General features: G+C 71.4%; 17 protein-coding genes. 11 read left to right on the plus strand and 6 right to left on the minus strand.

What is annotated here, in order from left to right:
• Positions 1–15: 15 nt before the first annotated feature.
• The 6 genes from ACZ7OH_RS31005 to ACZ7OH_RS31030 are packed head-to-tail and all read right to left on the minus strand — an operon-like array spanning position 16 to position 5,454.
• Positions 16–222 (minus strand): MbtH family protein, encoded by a 207-nt coding sequence (locus ACZ7OH_RS31005; protein ID WP_400899079.1) that lies wholly within the window; start codon positions 220–222, stop codon positions 16–18.
• A complete protein-coding gene (locus ACZ7OH_RS31010) occupies positions 219–1,466 on the minus strand; it encodes an MFS transporter (protein WP_470284054.1) in 1,248 nt (415 codons plus the stop codon). Before ACZ7OH_RS31010 ends, ACZ7OH_RS31005 begins: the two co-directional genes overlap by 4 nt.
• Entirely contained in the window at positions 1,463–2,716 is a 1,254-nt protein-coding gene (locus ACZ7OH_RS31015; RefSeq protein ID WP_470284055.1) for a glutamate synthase-related protein, read from the minus strand. Before ACZ7OH_RS31015 ends, ACZ7OH_RS31010 begins: the two co-directional genes overlap by 4 nt.
• Positions 2,713–3,696 (minus strand): asparagine synthetase A, encoded by a 984-nt coding sequence (locus ACZ7OH_RS31020; protein ID WP_470284056.1) that lies wholly within the window; start codon positions 3,694–3,696, stop codon positions 2,713–2,715. The genes ACZ7OH_RS31015 and ACZ7OH_RS31020 overlap by 4 nt, the downstream gene beginning before the upstream one ends.
• Positions 3,697–3,727: 31 nt before the next feature.
• Positions 3,728–4,972 (minus strand): methylaspartate mutase, encoded by a 1,245-nt coding sequence (locus ACZ7OH_RS31025; RefSeq protein WP_470284057.1) that lies wholly within the window; start codon positions 4,970–4,972, stop codon positions 3,728–3,730.
• Complete coding sequence (locus ACZ7OH_RS31030; protein ID WP_470284058.1) at positions 4,969–5,454, minus strand: cobalamin B12-binding domain-containing protein; 486 nt, start codon at positions 5,452–5,454, stop codon at positions 4,969–4,971. Before ACZ7OH_RS31030 ends, ACZ7OH_RS31025 begins: the two co-directional genes overlap by 4 nt.
• A gap of 411 nt (positions 5,455–5,865) precedes the next feature.
• On the opposite strand from ACZ7OH_RS31030, the gene ACZ7OH_RS31035 reads away from it, so the two are divergent.
• From ACZ7OH_RS31035 to ACZ7OH_RS31085, 11 genes are all read left to right on the plus strand, one after another.
• Positions 5,866–8,730 carry a type 2 lanthipeptide synthetase LanM family protein gene (locus ACZ7OH_RS31035; RefSeq protein WP_470284059.1) on the plus strand — a complete coding sequence of 955 codons (2,865 nt, stop codon included), beginning with the start codon at positions 5,866–5,868 and terminating at the stop codon, positions 8,728–8,730.
• Between the two features lie 38 nt (positions 8,731–8,768).
• Complete coding sequence (locus ACZ7OH_RS31040; protein ID WP_470284060.1) at positions 8,769–8,948, plus strand: hypothetical protein; 180 nt, start codon at positions 8,769–8,771, stop codon at positions 8,946–8,948.
• Positions 8,949–8,991: 43 nt separating this feature from the next.
• Positions 8,992–9,174, plus strand: coding sequence for a hypothetical protein (locus ACZ7OH_RS31045; protein WP_470284061.1), 183 nt, complete (start codon positions 8,992–8,994; stop codon positions 9,172–9,174).
• A 39-nt stretch (positions 9,175–9,213) separates the two neighbouring features.
• The gene (locus ACZ7OH_RS31050) at positions 9,214–9,387 is read left to right on the plus strand and encodes a hypothetical protein (protein WP_400899061.1); all 174 of its coding nucleotides are present in this window, start codon (positions 9,214–9,216) and stop codon (positions 9,385–9,387) included.
• Positions 9,388–9,454: 67 nt separating this feature from the next.
• Positions 9,455–12,343 carry a helix-turn-helix transcriptional regulator gene (locus ACZ7OH_RS31055; RefSeq protein ID WP_470284062.1) on the plus strand — a complete coding sequence of 963 codons (2,889 nt, stop codon included), beginning with the start codon at positions 9,455–9,457 and terminating at the stop codon, positions 12,341–12,343.
• Positions 12,344–12,698: 355 nt separating this feature from the next.
• On the plus strand, positions 12,699–13,286 hold the full coding sequence (locus ACZ7OH_RS31060) for a GNAT family N-acetyltransferase (RefSeq protein WP_470284085.1): 588 nt from the start codon (positions 12,699–12,701) through the stop codon (positions 13,284–13,286).
• Positions 13,283–13,474, plus strand: a complete 192-nt coding sequence (fxsA, locus tag ACZ7OH_RS31065) for an FxSxx-COOH cyclophane-containing RiPP peptide (RefSeq protein WP_470284063.1) — start codon at positions 13,283–13,285, stop codon at positions 13,472–13,474. The genes ACZ7OH_RS31060 and fxsA overlap by 4 nt, the downstream gene beginning before the upstream one ends.
• An 82-nt stretch (positions 13,475–13,556) precedes the next feature.
• Positions 13,557–14,786 (plus strand): FxsB family cyclophane-forming radical SAM/SPASM peptide maturase, encoded by a 1,230-nt coding sequence (locus ACZ7OH_RS31070; RefSeq protein ID WP_470284064.1) that lies wholly within the window; start codon positions 13,557–13,559, stop codon positions 14,784–14,786.
• The gene (locus tag ACZ7OH_RS31075) at positions 14,783–16,600 is read left to right on the plus strand and encodes an HEXXH motif domain-containing protein (protein WP_470284065.1); all 1,818 of its coding nucleotides are present in this window, start codon (positions 14,783–14,785) and stop codon (positions 16,598–16,600) included. Before ACZ7OH_RS31070 ends, ACZ7OH_RS31075 begins: the two co-directional genes overlap by 4 nt.
• The gene (locus ACZ7OH_RS31080; RefSeq protein ID WP_470284066.1) at positions 16,597–17,886 is read left to right on the plus strand and encodes an amidohydrolase family protein; all 1,290 of its coding nucleotides are present in this window, start codon (positions 16,597–16,599) and stop codon (positions 17,884–17,886) included. The genes ACZ7OH_RS31075 and ACZ7OH_RS31080 overlap by 4 nt, the downstream gene beginning before the upstream one ends.
• On the plus strand, positions 17,886–18,869 hold the full coding sequence (locus ACZ7OH_RS31085; RefSeq protein WP_470284067.1) for a radical SAM protein: 984 nt from the start codon (positions 17,886–17,888) through the stop codon (positions 18,867–18,869). The genes ACZ7OH_RS31080 and ACZ7OH_RS31085 overlap by 1 nt, the downstream gene beginning before the upstream one ends.
• The last annotated feature ends 44 nt before the right edge of the window (positions 18,870–18,913 follow it).

Here is an 18,913-nt window from a genome sequence, read left to right on the forward strand (position 1 = left end):
CCGGCGGGGGAAGGGTCAGCGCATCGCGGCGATGAGGCTCGCCGGGCGCAGGTCGGTCCAGTTCTGCTCGACGTACTCGAGGCACGCGGCGCGGGTGTCCTCGCCGTGGACCTTCGTCCAGCCGGCCGGGATGTCCACAGTGGATGGCCAGAGCGAGTGCTGGTTCTCGGCGTTGACCAGGACCAGGAAGGTGCCGTTCTCGTCTTCGAAGGGGTTCGTCATGACTGCTTCTCCTCTGTGAGTGCGGCCCGGCCGAGTGCCGGGGTGGCGACGAGCAGGGCGAGCGCGACGAGCGCGACCGCGGCGTGGGCGAGCATGGTGAGCGGGACGCCGAGCGTCTCGACCAGCACGCCGATGAGCAGGTTGCCGACCGGGGTGGCGGCGAGGGTGAAGAGCGCGAGGATCGACATCACCCGGCCGCGCATGTCCGGGGTGGCCCAGCGCTGGGCGAGGCTCACGAGCACGAGCGCGGTGAGCCCGGCGACCAGGCCGAGGGTGAAGAAGGCGGCGATGCCGACGGCGAGGGTGCCGGTGGCGAGCAGGGCGAGGCAGCCGACCTGCGCGGCGAGCCCGGCCGTCGCGAGCCGCCCGGCCTTCGCGCGCGGCGGCCACTTGACCGAGACGACGAAGGCGAGGGACGCGCCGAGCGTCATGGCGGTGAGCAGCCAGCCGGCGCCGGCTTGGCCGCCCAGCAGGACCAGGCCCAGGTTGATCGGGCCGGCGCCGCTGAGTTCGAGCAGGCCGGTGACGATCATGGCGGTCCGCAGCGCGGGCCGGCGGGCGACGTACCGGCAGCCTTCGGCGATTTCCGTGCCCAGCTGCTTGAGCTTGACGCGCTGCCGGGGTTCGGTGCGGGTCAGGGTCTTGGTGTTCCCGGCGGCGAGGGCGGAGACGGCGAAGCTGACGCCGTTGACGACGGCGACGGTGACGAGCCCGCCGAGCCCGGCCAGCCAAGACCCGAGCGCACCCCCGGCGGCTTGCCCGCCCCGCACGGCGGCGAGGTAGACGGCGTTGCCGCGCACGAGGTGTTCGGGCGGCAGGAGGTTCGGCCGGAGGGCATCGGAGGCCGGGATGAAGAAGGCACTCGCGACGGCCATGACGACGATGAGGCCGGTGAGCAGCGGGAGTTCGGGCCCGACGAGGAGGACCCCGGCCGCCCCGGCGAGCATGGCCCCGGCGCGGATGAGGTCGGTGGTGACGAGGACTCGCCGAGGTCCGGTCCGGTCGGCGACGGCGCCGCCGACGAGGAGGGTGAGGACTTTCGGGAGCGAGCCGAGGGCGAGGACGAGACCGGCGAGGGCGGGGCCCGCGGTGCCGACGAGCGTGACGGAGAGGGCGATGAGCCAGACGGCATCGCCGAAGGAGGACAGGCCCATGGCGAGGACCAGGCCGAGGAAGGGCGCGGGAAGGGCTTTGGTGGAGGGGCTCGCCGGTGTTGTGGTGCTCGGCTCGGCCGCTGTCGTCATGACAGCACCTCTTCCGCCACTCGCTCCGCTTGGCCCGGGAACCACACGTCGTCCGGGGTCAACGCGTCCGCTCGGTACTGGCCCAGTGCGCTCAGCAGCAGCCGCAGCTCCAACGCCAGCGCCTCCACGAAGCGGACCAGCCCGTCCGAGGGGTCCGTGTCCACCGCCAGCAGCGCCGCCCGGCCCAACCCCGCCGCGCGCGCTCCCAGCGCCAGGACCTTCGCCACCCTGGTCCCCTCCCACATCCGGCCCGACGCCAGCAGACAGCCGGCCGGCGTTCCGATGCGGGACAAGCACTCCGCCAACGGCAGGCCGACCGAAGCGAACGACAACGGCGCCCAGCCGGAACCGCCCTCGGCGCCGTCCACGGTGACCGCGGAAGCACCGGCCGCCCAAGCCACCGAAGCCGCCACCCCGACATCACGCCCCGGTGGGAGCTTCACCCACACCCCGGCGCGCGGGAAGTTGTTGCGCATCAAGCGGATCTGCTGCCGGAGGATCTCGTCGGTGAACGTCCCCGGCGAACTGCTCCGCAGCACTTCGGCACCCAGCGACTGGTCCACCGCGTACAACGACGCCAGCGAAGCGGCTTCGGCAGCAGAAACCAGCGTCATGCCCCCGAGCCCCGGCTTCGCGCCCTGGCCGACCTTCAGCTCGAACGCCAGCCGCCCGGACTCCAGCAGCGGCAGCGCCGACGGGTCCGAATACACCAGGTTCCACACCTCGGCGTCCGCGTCCTCCGTGCTCTGCTGGACGACCACGCCGCCGAGCCCGTCCGGCACCGCGTCCGCGTACGCCCGCAGGCGCTCCAGGAGCGTCCCGGCCGACGCGCCGTCCACGCGGCCGTGGCCGTGCATCGGGACGACGTTCTCGCCGATCACCATCGGGATGCCGAGCCGCGCGGCCTGCGCCGACGCCGCCGCGCCGAGCCCGCGGCCGGCCACCTGCGTCGAGCCGAACGCCGACAGGTACAGCGGCAGCGAAGACGCGAACCCGCCGATCGACGTCGACAGCGAAACGTCGCCGTACAGCGGTTCCCGGCCCAGCTCGATCAGCTTCTCCAGCCGCCGCGGCACGAACACCGGCGGCACCAGCCGCGCCTGCTCCAAGGGATCCGCGGAATCGGCCGAGGCCCCACCGAACAAGGACGTCCCGTACGAGGAAGCGGGCGGGAACACCGCCGAAGCACCCTGACGGGCCCGCGCCCGGACGAGCTCGGCCGGGAAACCCCCGGCGTGCAACGCGGTCACGGCGAGACCACCCCCGGCAGCTTCGGGAACGCCGTCGCCTGCCACACCGCGTCCAGCCCGGCGACGTACCGGGTGAACCGCTGCACGCCCAGCCCGAAGCCGGCGCTGGCCGGAATGCCCGCGCGGACCAGGTCCAGGTACCACGCGTACTTCGCCGGGTTCTCCCCCGTCTCGCGCATCCGCGTGACGATCCGGCCGTAGTCGTGTTCACGCTCGCTGCCGCTGCACAGCTCGCCGTAGCCCTCGGGCGCGATCAGGTCGAAGTTGCGCAGGACACCCGGCGTGGAAACGCTTTCCCGGTCGTAGAACCCGCGGGAGCCCTTCGGGTAGTCGACCAGGAAGAACGGCCGCGCGTGCTTCTCCGACAGGATCGCCTCGCCCGCCCAGTCGATCTCGGCGTCTTCGCTCTGCGGGTGCCCGAGCTCGCGCAGCGTCTCGACGGCGGTCGCGTGCGACAGCCGGCCGAACGCCCCGCCGAGCAGGTCGGCGAACGCGCCCGAATCGCGTCCGAGTGCCTCCAGCACGTCACCCGCGTCCTCGACGACCCGGCGCACCACGTGCGCGACCAGCTCCTGCAGCAGGTCGAGCACGTCGTCGCGGGACGCGCCGGCGACCTCGACGTCGAGCTGGTGGAACTCGGCCAGGTGGCGGCTGGTGTTCGCCGTCTCCAAGGGCTCCAGCCGCACGTTCGGCGCGACGTAGAAGATCTTCGGGAAGCCCAGCAGCGACGCCTGCTTGTACAGGATCGCGCTGGTCATCAGCTTGTACCGGTGGCCGTAGAAGTCGACGTCGACCTGCTTCGCGCCGCGGCCGCCCGGGTCGGTGACCGGGCCGATCACCGGCGGGAGCAGCTCGGTGAAGCCGCGGGCGCCGAGGAACGCGCGCGCCTCGGCGAGCAGCTTGTGCTGGAGACCCAGCACGTGCCGGGTGCGCTCCGCGGTCAGGTGCGTGCGCGGGTCCGGCGGATCGGTGTAGGACATGGCGTTCTCACTCCCAGCTGGTCGGTGCGGATCAGGACAGGACCGGGTCGAGCCGTCGGCGGTGGTAGGACAGGTCGGCGAGCAGCCGGGTCGCGGTGACCCGGTCGTGGCCGCGGCGGCCGCCGAGCGCGGCGGGCAGCGGCATCCGCCCGGTGTGCCACCACTGCAGGCGGCCGTCGTCGTCGAGCACGCACCGGGTTTCGCCGCCGTTGTCGGGGTGCAGGCAGTACGGGACGTCGAGCAGGCCGCGTTCGAACGCCGCCGGCAGCGCCTCGGCGAGCGTCGGCGCGAGCGAGCGCACCTCGTCGACGAGCAGCCGGGCCTGCAGGTAGACCTCGGTGTCCCCCGGCAGCGGCGTCGCCGGGCCGGGCTGGTCCAGCGCGGTCGCGTGCGCCAGCCGCAGCGCCTCGACGTTCTCCTCGACGGTCGGGATCCGGTGTGCCTCCGCGGTGGTCTTGACGATCAGCCGCTCGGTGCCGGTGCGCACGGCCAGCCGGACGCTTTCGGCGACCAGCTCCCGCGCCCCGGCCGGGGACTCCGGGAACAGGCCCATGTAGGTGTAGAGCACGACGTGGTGGTCCACAGTGGACAGTTCTTCGGCGCACAAGCGCCGCATCGCCCACAGCGCTTCGGCGTCCTGCTCCGGGCTCGTCTGCTGCGCGTAGCTGGCCGAGACGCTGCGCACGCCGTGTTCGGCGAAGAACAGGCACTCCAGCACCGAAAGCGCGACCAGCAGCCCCGGCGGGCACAGCTGCCCGAGCATGCAGCCGCCGAAGCTCTCGAGGTGGCAGTCGACGGCCTGCTCGGCGAGCAGCAACGCCGACCGCGTCCACGATTTCGCCGCCGTCCGCAGCGGGACGCTGCTGTAGGGCAGGCAGTAGGACACCGGCCCGCCTTCGGAGGCGTCGAGCCCGGCTTCGAGCATCGCGGCGAAGATGTCTTCGGGCTGCGCCGACCCGTGCCGCACCTGGACGGGGAAGCCGGGCAGCCCCTCCACCAGCTCGGCGGCGGCCGCCGGGCCGAGCGCGACCAGCGGGTAGCCGTTGAGCGGGACGCCGGAGGCGATCGACATGGCGGCGAGGTCGTGCTGCCCGGTGCGGGTGTAGCTGTCCAGGGTCACGGTGCCCACGGCCGGCACCCCGGCCCCGGCCACCGCGCGCAGCCCGCGGCGCATCGCGACGGGGTCGGAGAACCCCATCCGCGGCTGCACGACCAGCGTCCGGCGGCGCCGGTGCTCGGCCACGAAGCTGCTGAACACCGACCGGGCAGCGGTCACCGCAAGGTCCGGACGTTCGCGGCGACGAACTCGCGGAACGACTCGATCGCCTGGCCGGAGTCGCCGGCGCCGACGTGGAAGACCGCGTCGTAGCCCAGCGCCAGCAGCTCGGTCTCCAGCTCGGCGTCGGCGGCGCCGCGCACGCCCAGCTTGCCGCCGATGACGGCGGGCAGGCCGGCCAGCGCGGGGTCGGCGCGCAGCGCGGAGATCACCCGGGCGCCGTCGACGTGCCCGTGGCCGTTGATGGTGCTGATCACCAGGCAGTCGGGGCGCTCGTCGCGGCAGGCGGCCAGCAGCCGCTCGACCGGGACGCAGGCGCCGAGGTTGACCACCTCGTGCCCCATCTCCTCCATGATCAGCTGGAGGGCGACGAGGTTCCACATGTGCGAGTCGGACTGGACGCTGGACAGGACGAACTTGAGCGGGGACCCGGCGGCCACGCCGGGCCCGTCGGGGGTCTGCTCGATCTGGAACGTGGTCATCGTGCGTCGCTCCCTGTGCGTTCGGGGAACGTCCGCGGGGCGAGCCGCGAACTTCTCACTACGAATCGTCATCGGCGCGGGGGCGCCCCACCCGGGTGCGGCGGGCCCACACTCCCGCACCCCACCCCGCCCCCCAATCCGCCCCTCGCGCGGGCGTCACGGCCGCGCGCGCGACCGCGGAGTCCGGTGGGGAGTGGGTGCCCCGCATGGGGGATCGGGGGTGCGCACACCCTCGTCAACCCCGGTCCAGCCCGCCCGCCGAACGGAGCAACCACCACGTCCGAACGGCGCAACCACCCACTTCACGACCAGGCGTTTCGCCGGCGATGCCCCCATGAACCCCTAGAAAGCCCCCATGCCGCGCCGGAATGCGGGCGCGGCACCCCCATGTAACCCGCGTCACCCGCTGGCATGCTCGATCCCGTGATTCCCCCGCAGCCGAACCCGGCGACCACGACGCTCCCGCCCACCTGGTGGGCCGCGGCGCTGACCACGCAGGAACGCCGCCCCGGCGGCGCCCGTCCCGCGTGGGTCGACTTCGCGGAAGCGGCCCTGTCCCGGGAAAGCGCCGAGGTGCCGCTTTCCCGCGAGAGCGACGCCCGCTGGCGCACCGCGTTCGCCGCGGTGTTCCGCCCCTTCACCGACGCGGCCCGCGCCGCGATCGCCGGCGCCGCAGCGGCTTCGCCCGCCGTCGACGCCACCGCGGTCGCCGACGGGTGCGCGACGCGGCTGGGGCACCAGCTGGCCGGGCTCGCCGCCCGCAGCCTGGTGCTGGAGCTGGGCCGGGCCCGCCGCGCGGGGATCCTGGCCGGGGACACCGGGGAAGCGCGGTTCGCCGACTTCGTGCGGCGGACCGGCACCCCGGCCGGGCTCACCGAGCTGCTGCACCGCTACCCCGTGCTCGCCCGGCTCGCGGCGCAGACGGCGCTGTACGCGATCGCGGCCGTCACCGAGCTGCTCGACCGCTTCGACGCCGACCGCGCCGCGCTCACGGCGTTCACCGGTCCCGAACCCGGCCCGCTGGTGGAGATCAGCGGCGGCACCGGCGACGCGCACCAGCGCGGCCGTTCGGTGCGGGAGCTGCGGTTCGCCGGCGGCGCGCGGGTGATCTACAAGCCCCGCCCGCTCGACCTGCACGCGGCGTTCACCGAGCTGGTGGAGTGGCTCAACCCGCGCGTGCCCGGCCTGGAGCTGAGCACGGTGGACGTCCTGGTGCGCCCCGGCTACGGCTGGCTCCGGTTCGTCGAGCACACACCGTGCGCCGACCTGACCGAGGTCGACCGGTTCTACCGCCGCCAGGGCGTGCTCCTCGCCCTGCTGCACGCCCTCGACGGCACCGACGTGCACTTCGAGAACATCATCGCCGCCGGCGACCAGCCCGTCCTGATCGACATCGAGACGCTCTTCCAGCCGGTGCTGCCCGCCGACACCGGCGACGTCGACCCCGCGGCCGAGCTGCTCGCCCGGTCGGTGCACCGGACCATGCTGCTGCCGCAGATGATCGTCGGCGAGCACGGCGCGGTCGACATCTCCGGCCTCGGCGGCGGGCGTGCGGCGGCCCCGGCGCTCACCCGCGTCGACTGGCTCGACGCCGGCACCGACCGGATGCGGCTGACCCGGGTGCCCGGCGGCGTCGGCACCGGCGTCAACCGGCCGACCCTCGGCGGCGTCGACGTCGAGCCGGCCGAGCACGGGGCCGCGCTGCTCGCCGGGTTCCGCGCCGGGTACGACGCCATCGCCGCCGGCGCCGGGGAGTTCGGGCCGCTGCTCGACCGCTGCGCCGAGGCCGGCATCCGCGTCCTGGTCCGCCCGACCAGCTTCTACACGCGGCTGCTCGACGAGACCACGCACCCGTCGCTGCTGGCCGACGCCGCCGCGCGCGACGACGCGTTCGGGCTGCTGCACGACGACAGCACCGACGACGTCCGCCGCGGGCTGGTCGCGGCCGAGCTGACCGACCTGTGGGCGGGCGACGTCCCGATGTTCACCGGCCGGCCCGGCACCGCGGACCTCTGGGACGCCGAAGGCACCCGGCTGCCGGGACTGCTGGCCGAGCCGCCGCTGGCGTCGGTCCGCGCGAAGGTCGCCGGGATGACGACGATCGACCGCCGGGACCAGGAGTGGCTGATCTCCGCCGCGCTGGCCACCGGGCCCGCCGCCGAAACCCACACCGGCACCGGCGTCACCGACCCGGTCCTGCCGAGCAAGAGCCCCGAACCGGCGCACCTGCTCTCGGCCGCCTGCGGCATCGCCGACGCGATCGTCGCCCGCGCGGCCTCGGGCGGCGGGCGCGTCAACTGGGTCGGGCTGGAGCTCGTCGACGAGAAGTACTGGACCGTGCTGCCGATGGGTGCCGGGCTCGGCGAGGGCTACACCGGGGTCGCGCTGTTCCTGGCCCAGCTGGCCGAGCTGACCGGCATCGACCGCTACCGCGAACTGGCCGGGAAGGCGCTTTCCGGGCTGCCCGGGCTGGTCTCGGCGCTGGAGGCCGACCCGGACCTCGCCGCCGCGGCCGGTCCCGGCGGGCTGCTCGGGCTCGGCGGCGTCGCCTACGCGGCGGCCCGGCTCTCGCGGCTGCTCGACCGGCCCGACCTGCTGGACCTGACCGCCCGCACGGTCGCCGCGATGCCCGCGCCGACGCCCGAGACCTCCCCGCGGTACACCACCGGCCTCGCCGGCGGGCTCGTCGCGCTGCGCTCGGTGGCCACCCAGACCGGGCTCGCCGCAGCCACCCCCCTGGCCGACGCCTACGCGGCCGAGCTCGCCGTCCGCTCGATCGATCCCGACCTCGCCGACCCCGGGTTCGCGCACGGCGCCGCCGGCGTCGACTGGGCGCTGGCCGGGTACCCGCGCGAAACCGCGACGCTGCCGCCGGCGAAGGCCGCCACCGGGCACGGCTGGTGCTCCGGCCTGGCCGGCCAGGTCCTCGCCTATGCGGACGAACCCGCGCTGCTCGGCCTCGACGAGCAGGTCGCGGCGCTCGCGGGCCAGGACCCGCTGCGCGACCTGAGCCTCTGCCACGGCGAAACCGGCATCACCGACGTCCTCGGCTTCCTCGCCGAAGGCGGCCACGAGGGCGCCGCCGCCGCGGTCGCCACCCGCACCGGGCAGCTGCTCACCGCCGTCGAGCAGGACGGCGCGCGCTGCGGCACGCCCGACGGCGTCGCCTCCCCCGGCCTGCTCACCGGCCTGGCCGGCATCGGCTACGGCCTGCTGCGCCTCGGCTTCGGCCGGCGCGTTCCCTCCGCGCTGCTGCTGCAGCCCCCGACTCGCTGACCCCGTCCCCGCCCCACCTCACGAGGAGAGAACGCACGATGCCCGAAACCACCGCCGAGACCGTCGAAGCCACCGTCGGTGCCCTGGTGCTCCCCCGCGCGAACCGCGCCGGTGCCCGCAACCAGGCGCTGGCCGGCACCCGGCCCCGGCTGTCCGGGATCACCCTCGAGACCCTCGGCGACCCGACCGTCGTCACCAACGGCACCTTCGCCCTCTGACCGCCCTCCCCGCCCGAGACCTCCCGAGAGTGGAGCAGAAAGCATGAGCGAGCACGACTTCCCCGGCCCGGACGACCCGATCGGCGACCTCACCCTCCCGACGTCGAGCCGGACCGGCGCCCGCAACCGCGCCCTGTCCGGCAAGACGGGCCGGCTGAGCCAGCACGGCGCCGACACCCTCGACATCACGCCCGTCTTCACCGTCAGCATCGGTTTCGCCGAATAACCGTCCGATCCCAGCACTACTCAGAGTGGAGCTTCCAGCATGACCGAGCACGACTTCGCCGGCACGGACAACCCGATCGGCGACTTGACCCTTCCGACGTCGGCCCGCACGGGCGCCCGCAACCACGCTCTGTCCGGCCGCGCGGCGCGGGTCAGCCAGAACTCCTTGACCACGATGGACATCACGGTCGTCACCGGTGGCTTCACCGAATAGTGAGACGCCCGGGCGTCGGTAATTCGACCTACGCCCGGAGGGTGCCCGTCCGGTTATAGTGACCGCGATGGGCATCCGATCGACGCGCCTGATCGGGCGCGACAGGGAGCTCGGCGCGCTGTCCCAGGCTCTGGAGAAGGCCCGCACCGACCACGGTGGGGCCTTCTTCCTTGTCGGTGAAGGCGGGATCGGGAAGTCCCGGCTCGCCGCCGACATCGCCTCGCGGGCGTTGGCGACCGGGCTCCCGGTGCTACGCGGCCGCGCCAGCTCGATCGGCCCGATGGTGCCGTTCCGGCCATTGGCCGAAGCCCTGCTGTCCCACTTCCGCGGCGGCCTCCCGCCCGCCGCGCCCGAACTCGACCCGCTCGTGCCGGTCCTCGCCCGGCTCGTCCCCGACTGGTACCGCGGCGACCGCCCGCACGACAACGGGAACCTGCTGGTCCTGGCCGAAGCGGTGTTCCGGCTCCTGTCGGTCGCCGGCCGCGACGGCGGCTGCCTGATCGTGCTGGAGGACCTGCACAACGCCGACGCCGAGACGCTGTTCATCGTCGAGTACCTCGTCGACAACCTCGCGTCCAGCCGGGTGATGCTCATCGGCACCCTGCGCGGCGAACCGGGCGAGGCGCTGCGGCTGGCCTCGGCCGCGGCGCAGCGCTCGTCCAGCCACACCTTCGAACTGACCCGGCTCGACGCCGAGCGCACCCGCGAGTTCGCGGCCGCCTGCCTGGAGACCGAACCGGCCGCAGTACCCGCCGCCGTCGCGAACCTGTTGTGGCAGAACAGCGAAGGCGTGCCCTTCGTCGTCGAGGAGCTGCTGCACGGCATGGTCGGCGACGGCCTGCTCGTCGGCGGGCCGGGCGGCTGGCAGGTCGTCGGCGAGCTGCAGGCCCGCGTGCCCGAGGCGCTGATCAGCAGCATCGCGGCCCGCGTCGACGCGCTCGGCCAGGACGGCGAAACCCTGCTGTCGGTGGCCGCCGTGCTGGGCCGGCGGTTCCCGCTGTCGGTCGTGCAGGCGGTGACCGACATGGACGACCGCATGCTGCACAACCACATCAGCGCGAGCGTCGCCGCGCACCTGGTCACCACCGACGAGACCACGCCCGGCTGGTACGCCTTCCGCCACCCGCTGACCGCCGAGGCGCTGCTGGCCCGGCTGGTGCCGTCGACGAAGGCGAACCTGGCGCGTAGGGCCGCCGACGCCGTCGAGCAGCTGCACCCCGGTCTGCCCGGCGAGCTGTGCGCGCTGGCCGCGGGGCTGCGGCTGACGGCGATGGACCACCCCGGCGCCGGCCGGCTGTTCGCCGAAGCCGGCCGCCGCGCGCTCGACGGCGGCGCGGCCGACACGGCGGTGACGATGCTGACCCGCGCCGTCGAGCTGCTGGCCACGGCGAGCCCCGACGACCGCGCCGACGCCCTCGAAGTCCTGCTGCACGCGCTCGGGCAGACCGGGCAGTTCGACCGGGCCGTCGAGTTCTCCGCCCGGTTCGCCGAGATCGGCCGGCTCGAACGGGCCGTCGACCTGCACATCCAGCTGGCGTGGGCGGCCTACATCGGCGGCCGCCACGACGAGTGCCTCAACCAGATCGAGCAGGCCCGCGCCCCGCTCGGCGGCGAGATGACCGAGGAGCAGAACGCGGGTCTCGACGCCGTGGAAGCGACGCTGTGGCTCGACATCCCCGGCCCGGCCCACACCGAGCGGGCCCGGAAGCTCGCCGAGCAGGCGTGGGAGGTCGCCGAACGCGCCGGCGTGCCGTTCGTGTCGTGCCAGGCCCTGCAGGTGCTCGGCATGGTGGCGCTGGAGTCGGACCTGACCGAGGCCGAGCGCTACCTGCAGCTGGCGCGGCGGCTGGCCGAGCGCCACCAGCTGACGCACCTGCGCACCCAGGTGCTGGTCCGCCTCGGCGGCCACCGGATGCTCGCCGAGGGCGACATCCGGACGTTCGAGCTCGCCCGCGCGGAAGCCCAGCGCACCGGCGCGATCACACTGACCTGCGCGGTCGACGCCAGCCGCGCGGTGCACGCGGTGATGCGCGGCGAGTTCGCGCAGGCCGACCGCATCCTCGACGAGAACCTCGCGGTGCTGGGCCGGCTCCGGCTGGTCGCGCTGCTGCAGTACACGCACATGACGCGCGCGATGGTGGCCGCCCACCAGGCGGACCGGCCGCGGATGGAGCGCGCGCTCGAGGACTTCCGCGCGGAGGGCGGCACGACGGCGCAGGAGCTCGTGCTCAGCGTCGGGCTGGCCCAGGTGTTCTGCTCCCTGCTGGAGGAGGACGCCGAACGCGCCCGCCGCGAGCTGGCGCAGGTGCTCGCGTTGGAAGAGCGTCAGCCCAGCCGCTTCCACCTGGCGGGCCAGCACGGTCTCCGGCTGCTGATCGAGGCGCTCGACGGCGCACCGCCGCCGGACCGGCCCCCGGCGGCGGTGAGCGGCATGCGCTGGAACCGCCAGTTCGTGCTGCTGGGCGACGCGGTCCGCCACGGCCGCGCGGGAGACGTCGAGCAGGCCGACGCCGCCGTGGCCGCCGCGATCGAGGCGGCGGCCCCGTTCCCGGTGAGCCGGCACCTGGGGCTGCGCATGGTGGCCGAGTCCGCGGCGGCCGACGGCTGGGGCAACCCGGTGATGTGGCTCAAGGAGGCCGAAGAGTTCTTCCACCAAGCGGAGGTGACGGCGGTGGCCAGCGCGTGCCGCGGGCTGCTGCGCAAGATCGGCGCCCCGGTCGGCCAGCGCCGCACGGGCTCCGACCGCCTCCCGGCGGAGCTGCGCTCGGCGGGCGTGACGGTCCGCGAGTACGAGGTGCTGCAGCTGCTGGCCGACAACATGGGCAACAAGGACATCGCCCGCCGGCTGCACATTTCCCCGCGCACGGTGGAGAAGCACGTGGCGAGCCTGATGGCGAAGTCCCATCTGGAGAACCGCAGCGCGCTGACGGAGTACGCGCGCAACACTCCACAGTAACTTTGTCCATAGGGCGAAGAAGACTGTCGCCCAAGATCACGCCGAACCACGCCCTCACCGCAGCCGACTGGACAACTCTGACGGCAAGAGTCTCCGAGATCAGCTGGTCCCACCTGGCAATCGCCCGAGGAGATCCCCCCTTGGCAGGTAGTTCCCCGCGAACGACCCCCGCTCATCTCATGCCGAGCGCGGCGACGCAATAGCGCTGGCAGCACTTCGGAATCACACCCTCGACAACCCCCGTCGACGGGACAGAAACATGACAATATCTACCCATTTTCGGTTCGTTTCGGCTGACCATGACACCTTGACCTAGCATACCTGAACGCGCCGCCGCAGGCTTGAGAGGGTGTCCATGATCCGATTCCCCGCTCCCGGCAGGACCTCGACCTTCGCCATTGAAGGTCCGCGCGTGTTCATACGTCACCTGACGCACGGCGACGTTCCGGAGATCTCGATTATTTTGCAAGAAAGCGTGGAATTCCATCACCCCTGGGTGAGTTATCCACACACCGCAGCCGCCCTAGCTGATTACGTCACAAGCGCTGAATCTGAGGGAACTGTCTTGTTCTTGGCCGGCCTCAAGTCTTCCGGAGAATTCGTCGGCTTGATGAACTTGAGCAGGTTCGCCATGGGCACGTGGCGAACCTGCGAGTGCGGCTGCGCGGTCAGCGTGCGCCACCGCGGCCGTGGGTACCTGACGGAAGCGATGGGCCTCCTCGTCCGGCACGCGATGGCCAACCTCGGGATGCGCCGGGTCGAAGCGCTGGTCGCCCCAGAGAACACGGCGTCACGGCGAATGCTCGAAGCGGTCGGCTTCCGCCGCGAAGGTGTCGCCCGGTCCGCGATCGGTGACGACAGACGGCGACTCGACCAGGTTCGATGGGCGATCACCGCCGGCGACCTCGCCGACGGTACGGACTCGAAAGGAGGTGAACAATGACCCAGCCGAACACATCGCAAGGAAGCGGCCTCGTCGACGTCAGCAATGTCACGCTCGACTCGTTGAGGAACTTGGACGACTCAGTCCTCGCTCACTCGCTCCGCCGGTTCCAACGCGAGGCGGATGACGCGAGAGACCCGATCGCCGCATTCGGCGCCTTCAACCAGCACAGTTCGAGCCCCTGGTGATCAATCCGATGGCGGGCGCGTAACAATCCGCACCCGCCATCGGCTTCGAACCGTTCGAGAGGTGCATCCAGTGTCACCACATGTGCCCGCCGCCACCAGAACCGCTTCCGCAGAATGGCCGGGAGATCTACTCGACGTATCCGCGCTGCACACCTCCGGATGGAAACCGGTACCGTTTCGACAGTTCCTACTCAAGGTCCATTCCCGCTGCAACATCGCCTGCAACTATTGCTACGTCTACGAAATGGCGGACCAGAGCTGGAGAGCACAGCCGACCGTGATGTCGGAGCGGGTGGTCGAACGTGCAGCAGAACGGATCGCTGAGCACGCGAGGACGCATGAGCTCGACGAGGTGCGCATCATCCTGCACGGCGGCGAGCCCCTGCTCGCAGGTCGGGACTTCTTCCTTGACCTTACGCGCACATTCGCCCGAGCGATGGGGCCGGACACGGTCCACACCCTCGGAGTGCAGACCAACGCCGTTCTGCTCGACGAGGACTACCTGGATCTACTGCTGGAATGCCGAATCCGGGTCGGTGTCAGTCTCGACGGCGGCCGAGCCACCAACGACCGCCACCGCAGGTACCGGAACGGCCGGAGCACCTACGACGAGGTCGTCACCGCACTCGCACTACTGACCACGCCGAAGTACCGCCCACTGTTCACTGGCTTGCTGGCGACGATCGACATCGCCAATGACCCTGTCTCGACGTACGAAGAACTGCTCGAGCTGAATCCACCGTCCGTGGATTTCCTGCTGCCGCACGGCAACTGGACAACTCGCCCCCCTCACCGCATTGCCGACCCGGCGAGCACGCCCTATGCCGACTGGCTGATCCCGATCTTCGACCGCTGGTACCTCGCGCCCCACCGCGAAACCGGTATCCGCTTCTTCGAGGAGATCATCAACCTGGTTCTCGGGGGCCGGAGCTCTCTGGAGTCGATCGGACTCACCCCGGTAAACCTGATCGTCATCGAGACCGACGGGTCTCTGGAGCAGGTCGACTCACTGAAGGCGGCGTTCGACGGGGCAGCGAAAACCGGTCTCAACGTCTTCGAGCACGACTTCGATGTGGCGCTGGAGAACCCCGCCGTCGCGGCTCGCCAGATCGGGATCGACGGGTTGTCGAGCACCTGCCGTTCGTGCCGAGTACTCGGCGTGTGCGGCGGCGGACTTTACCCGCACCGCTACCGCGAAGGGTCCGGTTTCCTCAACCCGTCGGTGTACTGTCCCGACCTGCTCCGGCTGATCGACCACGTACACGGCCGCGTCGCGGCGGACCTAGCCTGGGCCGGGGGCGGCCCGAGATGACCAGCACCCACCGGCTCTCACCTGCCCACTTCGACCTCCTGGCCAGCGGCCGGGGTGAGGCCACTACGATCGCCGCGCTGCGCGCCGGGCAGCTCAGCAAGCACTTGCTGATGTTGCGAGCGATCGATCACATCGCCCCCGACGTCGTGCCGAGTCAGTTCAACGCCACCGGCTTCCGTGCAGCGTACGAACTGCTCAACGAGGTGCAACTCGCCGCACCCGAGGCAGTGCAGGATGTGCTCCTGCATCCCCATACCGGCGGCTGGCTCAGTCATTGCCTGCAACGGTTGCACGATCACGCTCCACCGGACTACCGGCTTCGTCTCGACCTCGCGTACGCGGCGAACGTCGCGGCAGCGGCCGCCGTACGCGCGGGTGTGCCGTTCCGGATAGCGGTGCATGTCCGCGGCGGCCGTGTGGCGCTACCCACCCTGGGCACAGCGGCGGCGCACGGTAGGGACACCGTCGTTGTGTCGGACGGCGCCGAGGTTCGTGTGTGCTCCGCAGGCCTCGCCGTCGTGGTGCGACCTCACAGCGAAGCCCGTAGTGGATGGACGCCAGTACGGAGGCTCAGCGCCAACGCCGGCGGCCGTACGATCACGGTCGACCTCGATGACGTCGACCCTTTTCGCGGCCACAACTACCCGGCTGTCACCGGCCGGCTGACCGAGCGCGAGTTCGATCGGTGGTCGGAGTTGTTCGATGGAGCCTGGGCTCTCCTGTCCGAGGACCACCCGGCCTACGCGAATGCGATCGCGGCCGGTTTGCGGTCTCTGGTTCCGCAGCGCACCGGCGACCTCCACCACAGCATCAGCGCGACGTCGACGGACGCCTTCGGCTCGATCGCCCTGTCCCTTCCCACGGACGCCCCGAACTTCGCGAACACCCTGATCCACGAGTTCCAACACGCCAAGTTGAGCGCACTCCTGGACATCGTCCAGTTGACCGATCCGGATCCGGCGACCCGCTACTACGCGCCTTGGCGGGACGACCCGAGGCCACTGCCGGGGCTGCTTCAAGGCACCTACGCCTTCCTCGGCGTCACCGACTTTTGGCGCGTGCACCGCTACCGCGCCGCCGACGTCGACGCCACCACGCTGCCCGATTTCGAGTTCGCCCGCTGGCGGACCCAGACCGAAAACGCCTGCGCGGAGCTTCTCGGATCAGGCGGTCTCACTCCGGCCGGCGTGCAGTTCGTGCGAGGTATGCGTGCGAGGCTGGCGAGCTGGCAGGACGAGCAGATCCCGGCTGATCTCGAGGCACAGGTCCGCGACACAGCCAGCGAACACGCGGCACGCTGGCGCTTGCGCAACCTGGTCCCGTCCCAGGCGGATGTCGAGGCCCTCGCTGGGGCCTGGGCCTCCGGTGACGCTGCCGCCCACGCACCTGAGTCCACCTTGCTCAGCGGCACCTCCGAAACGCACGTCGACGCGCCCCGACTCCGGCTATGGCACATGCGGATGACTTCTCCGGACGAATTCGCACGACTAATCGCGAGGCCCGAATCGGCTGCTGCGAAGGTGCCCGGTGCAACCACGGCCGACGTGAGCTACGTACACGGCGAGCTCGGCGCAGCCGTGTCCGGATATCGAGAGCAGATCGAGAAGTCGTCCAGCGCGTCGGCTTGGATCGGGTTGGCGCTCGCGCTGCGGCGTTCAGGCGACGAGCAAACCGCCGCACAACTGCTGCGCCGCCCCGAGCTGCTGCTCGCGGTATACGAACGCTTGCGCTCCGCAGGAAAGGTTCCCCTCCCCGAGTCCTTGGCCCGCTGGCTGCACCACGACACCTCCGACAGGAAGACGGTACTCACATGAGCGAGCTGCGCCCCGATCAGCTACCTGTCATCGACACCGACTGCCACGTGGTCGAACCGTTCGAGTTGTGGGCGGAAGAATTACCCGAGCAATTCCGAGACTTCGCCCGACAGCGGACCACCGACGACGAGGGCAACGAAACTCTGTTCCACCACGGGCGCGAACTGGACCTCGAGTGGACGATCGGCACTTTGTGCACACCCGGCTCGGGCAGCGCCGAGGGACGCCTCGACGTCAGTCTCGACGCCGAGGTGCACCCTGGCGTGCGAGACCCGGTTGCGCGCCTCGAGCTCATGAACAAGCAGGGAATCGCCGTCAGCGTCTTGTTTCCCTCGTGCACGCTCGGCTTGGACGACGTCGAGGACATCGAGTTCCGCTGGGCGTACGCCGAAACCTACAACAGTTGGATTGCGAGGTTCTGCGAGACGGACCCGATCCGGCTGCGGTGGGGAGCCGTGCTGCCGTTGACTTCCGTCGATCGCGCCATGGCGGAGCTGGAACGCTGCATCGGGCTCGGCTGCTCGACCGTCATGCTGTCGCCGCTGCCCAGATCCGGTCCGGGTGCGATCCCGTTCGCCGACTCGCGGCGGGCGAGCCTCTGCCGCAACCTCGGGCACCCCGAGCTTGACGTGTTGTATCAGCGCCTCGTCGAACTGGACATGCCGGCGACGGTGCATGTGGTGAACCCGGCAGCCAACGCACTCGGCATGGGCTGGGTCTTCGCCAACCGCACCCAGTGGCAGATGGGTCAGCCCTTCCAGGCTCAGCTGGCCGTGCTGCACATCATCGACGGCGGCGTGCTGGACCGGTTCCCCACGCTGCGAATGGGCATCATCGAGGGGGACGTCGGCTGGCTTCCGCACTGGCTCGGCCGGATGGAGGAGACATACGACAAGTTCGCGCTGATGTCGCGGAAGCTGGAACGCGGCCCGATCCAGCAGTTCCGCGATCAGCTCTACCTGTCGGGAGAACCAGCTGATCTCGGCCTGGCCCACTCGGCGAAGCTCGTCGGCTCCGACCACATCCTGTTCGGCAGCGACTGGCCCCACATGGACGGTGCTTGGCCCGACCCGGTCGTGATCGTACGTGATCGCGCCGACCTGAGTCTCCAGGACAAGCGAGCGATACTGGTGGAAGGTCCGGCGCGGTACCTCGGCCTCAATCTCGATGCCCTGATGGCACACCTCGGCCCTGGCTGGTCTCTGGACGCGCAGGTGGAGGACCTCGCCGGCATGCTGCCGCCGGACTACGTCCCGGGCGGTGGCGGCCGGGCCGGTGTGATGTGATGGCGTCGTCGGCACCGGGGCGATTCCGCCCGGACCAGGTGCAGATCCTGCTCACGGAGCGATGCAACTTGCGGTGCAGGCACTGTGCGGTGCCGGCCGAGGACTCGCCGGCCGAGCACGAAGTCGAGATAGCCAAGTGGCTGGCGTTCGTCGACGTCCTGGCCGCGGGCGGGCTACGCAGTCTCGTACTGTCGGGCGGAGAGGCACTGCTGCGGCCCGAAGCGGTCGATGTCGCTCTGCGGGCCCTCGAACGCGGCGTCGAACGAACGGTCCTCGTTACCAACGGGCTGATCTTCCGCGGCGCCGTGCCGCAGAAGATCGCTGACGCCCAGCGCAGGTTCCCCGGCTTCGGGGTGCATGTCAGCCTCGACGGCTGCACCGCCTCGACGCACGACTGGATGCGCGGGCGTGGGACCTTCCACAGAACAATGCGTTCGCTGGAACGGCTCCGCGAAGCGGGTGGGCGGCTCACGGGCGTGCACACGGTATTCCACCGCGGGAACGTCCACGAGTTCGACGGTTGCGCAGCACTCGCCGAGAAGCTGGGGGCGTCCAGCTGGACCGTCTTCCCCATCGCGGCCCTCGGGCGCGCCACGCAGATACAGGAGTACCGACTCGACGAGGAGACGTGGCGGGATCTGATCACCCGAAGTCCCGGACTCGAGCGGCGGTACGGGCTGAGCATCGGGGTGATGGGTCCGGTCCTGGAGGACGAGTGGCCCCGGACGCTCCCCGACCTGCCGACCCCCCGCTTCCCGCACGCCCGACAGACGTGCGTCGGACCGGACGGGGAGGTCTTCACCTGTCCACCTCTGCGAGACCGCCCGGTCGGCACTCTGCAGGACGTGGTGACGCGGCAGGACTGGCACACCGTCGCCGAGGGGGCCGGGGACCTGCTTCGCGCCGAGTGTTCCGGCTGCAAACTGATCCTGCTGTGCACCGGAGTTCACCTGGAATCCCCTTTCCACGCCACGAAAGGCTGATCGATGCGTTGGATCGAACCCGGGGATCCCATACGCCCGGACTC

Source organism: Amycolatopsis sp. NPDC114478 (genome assembly GCF_055633805.1).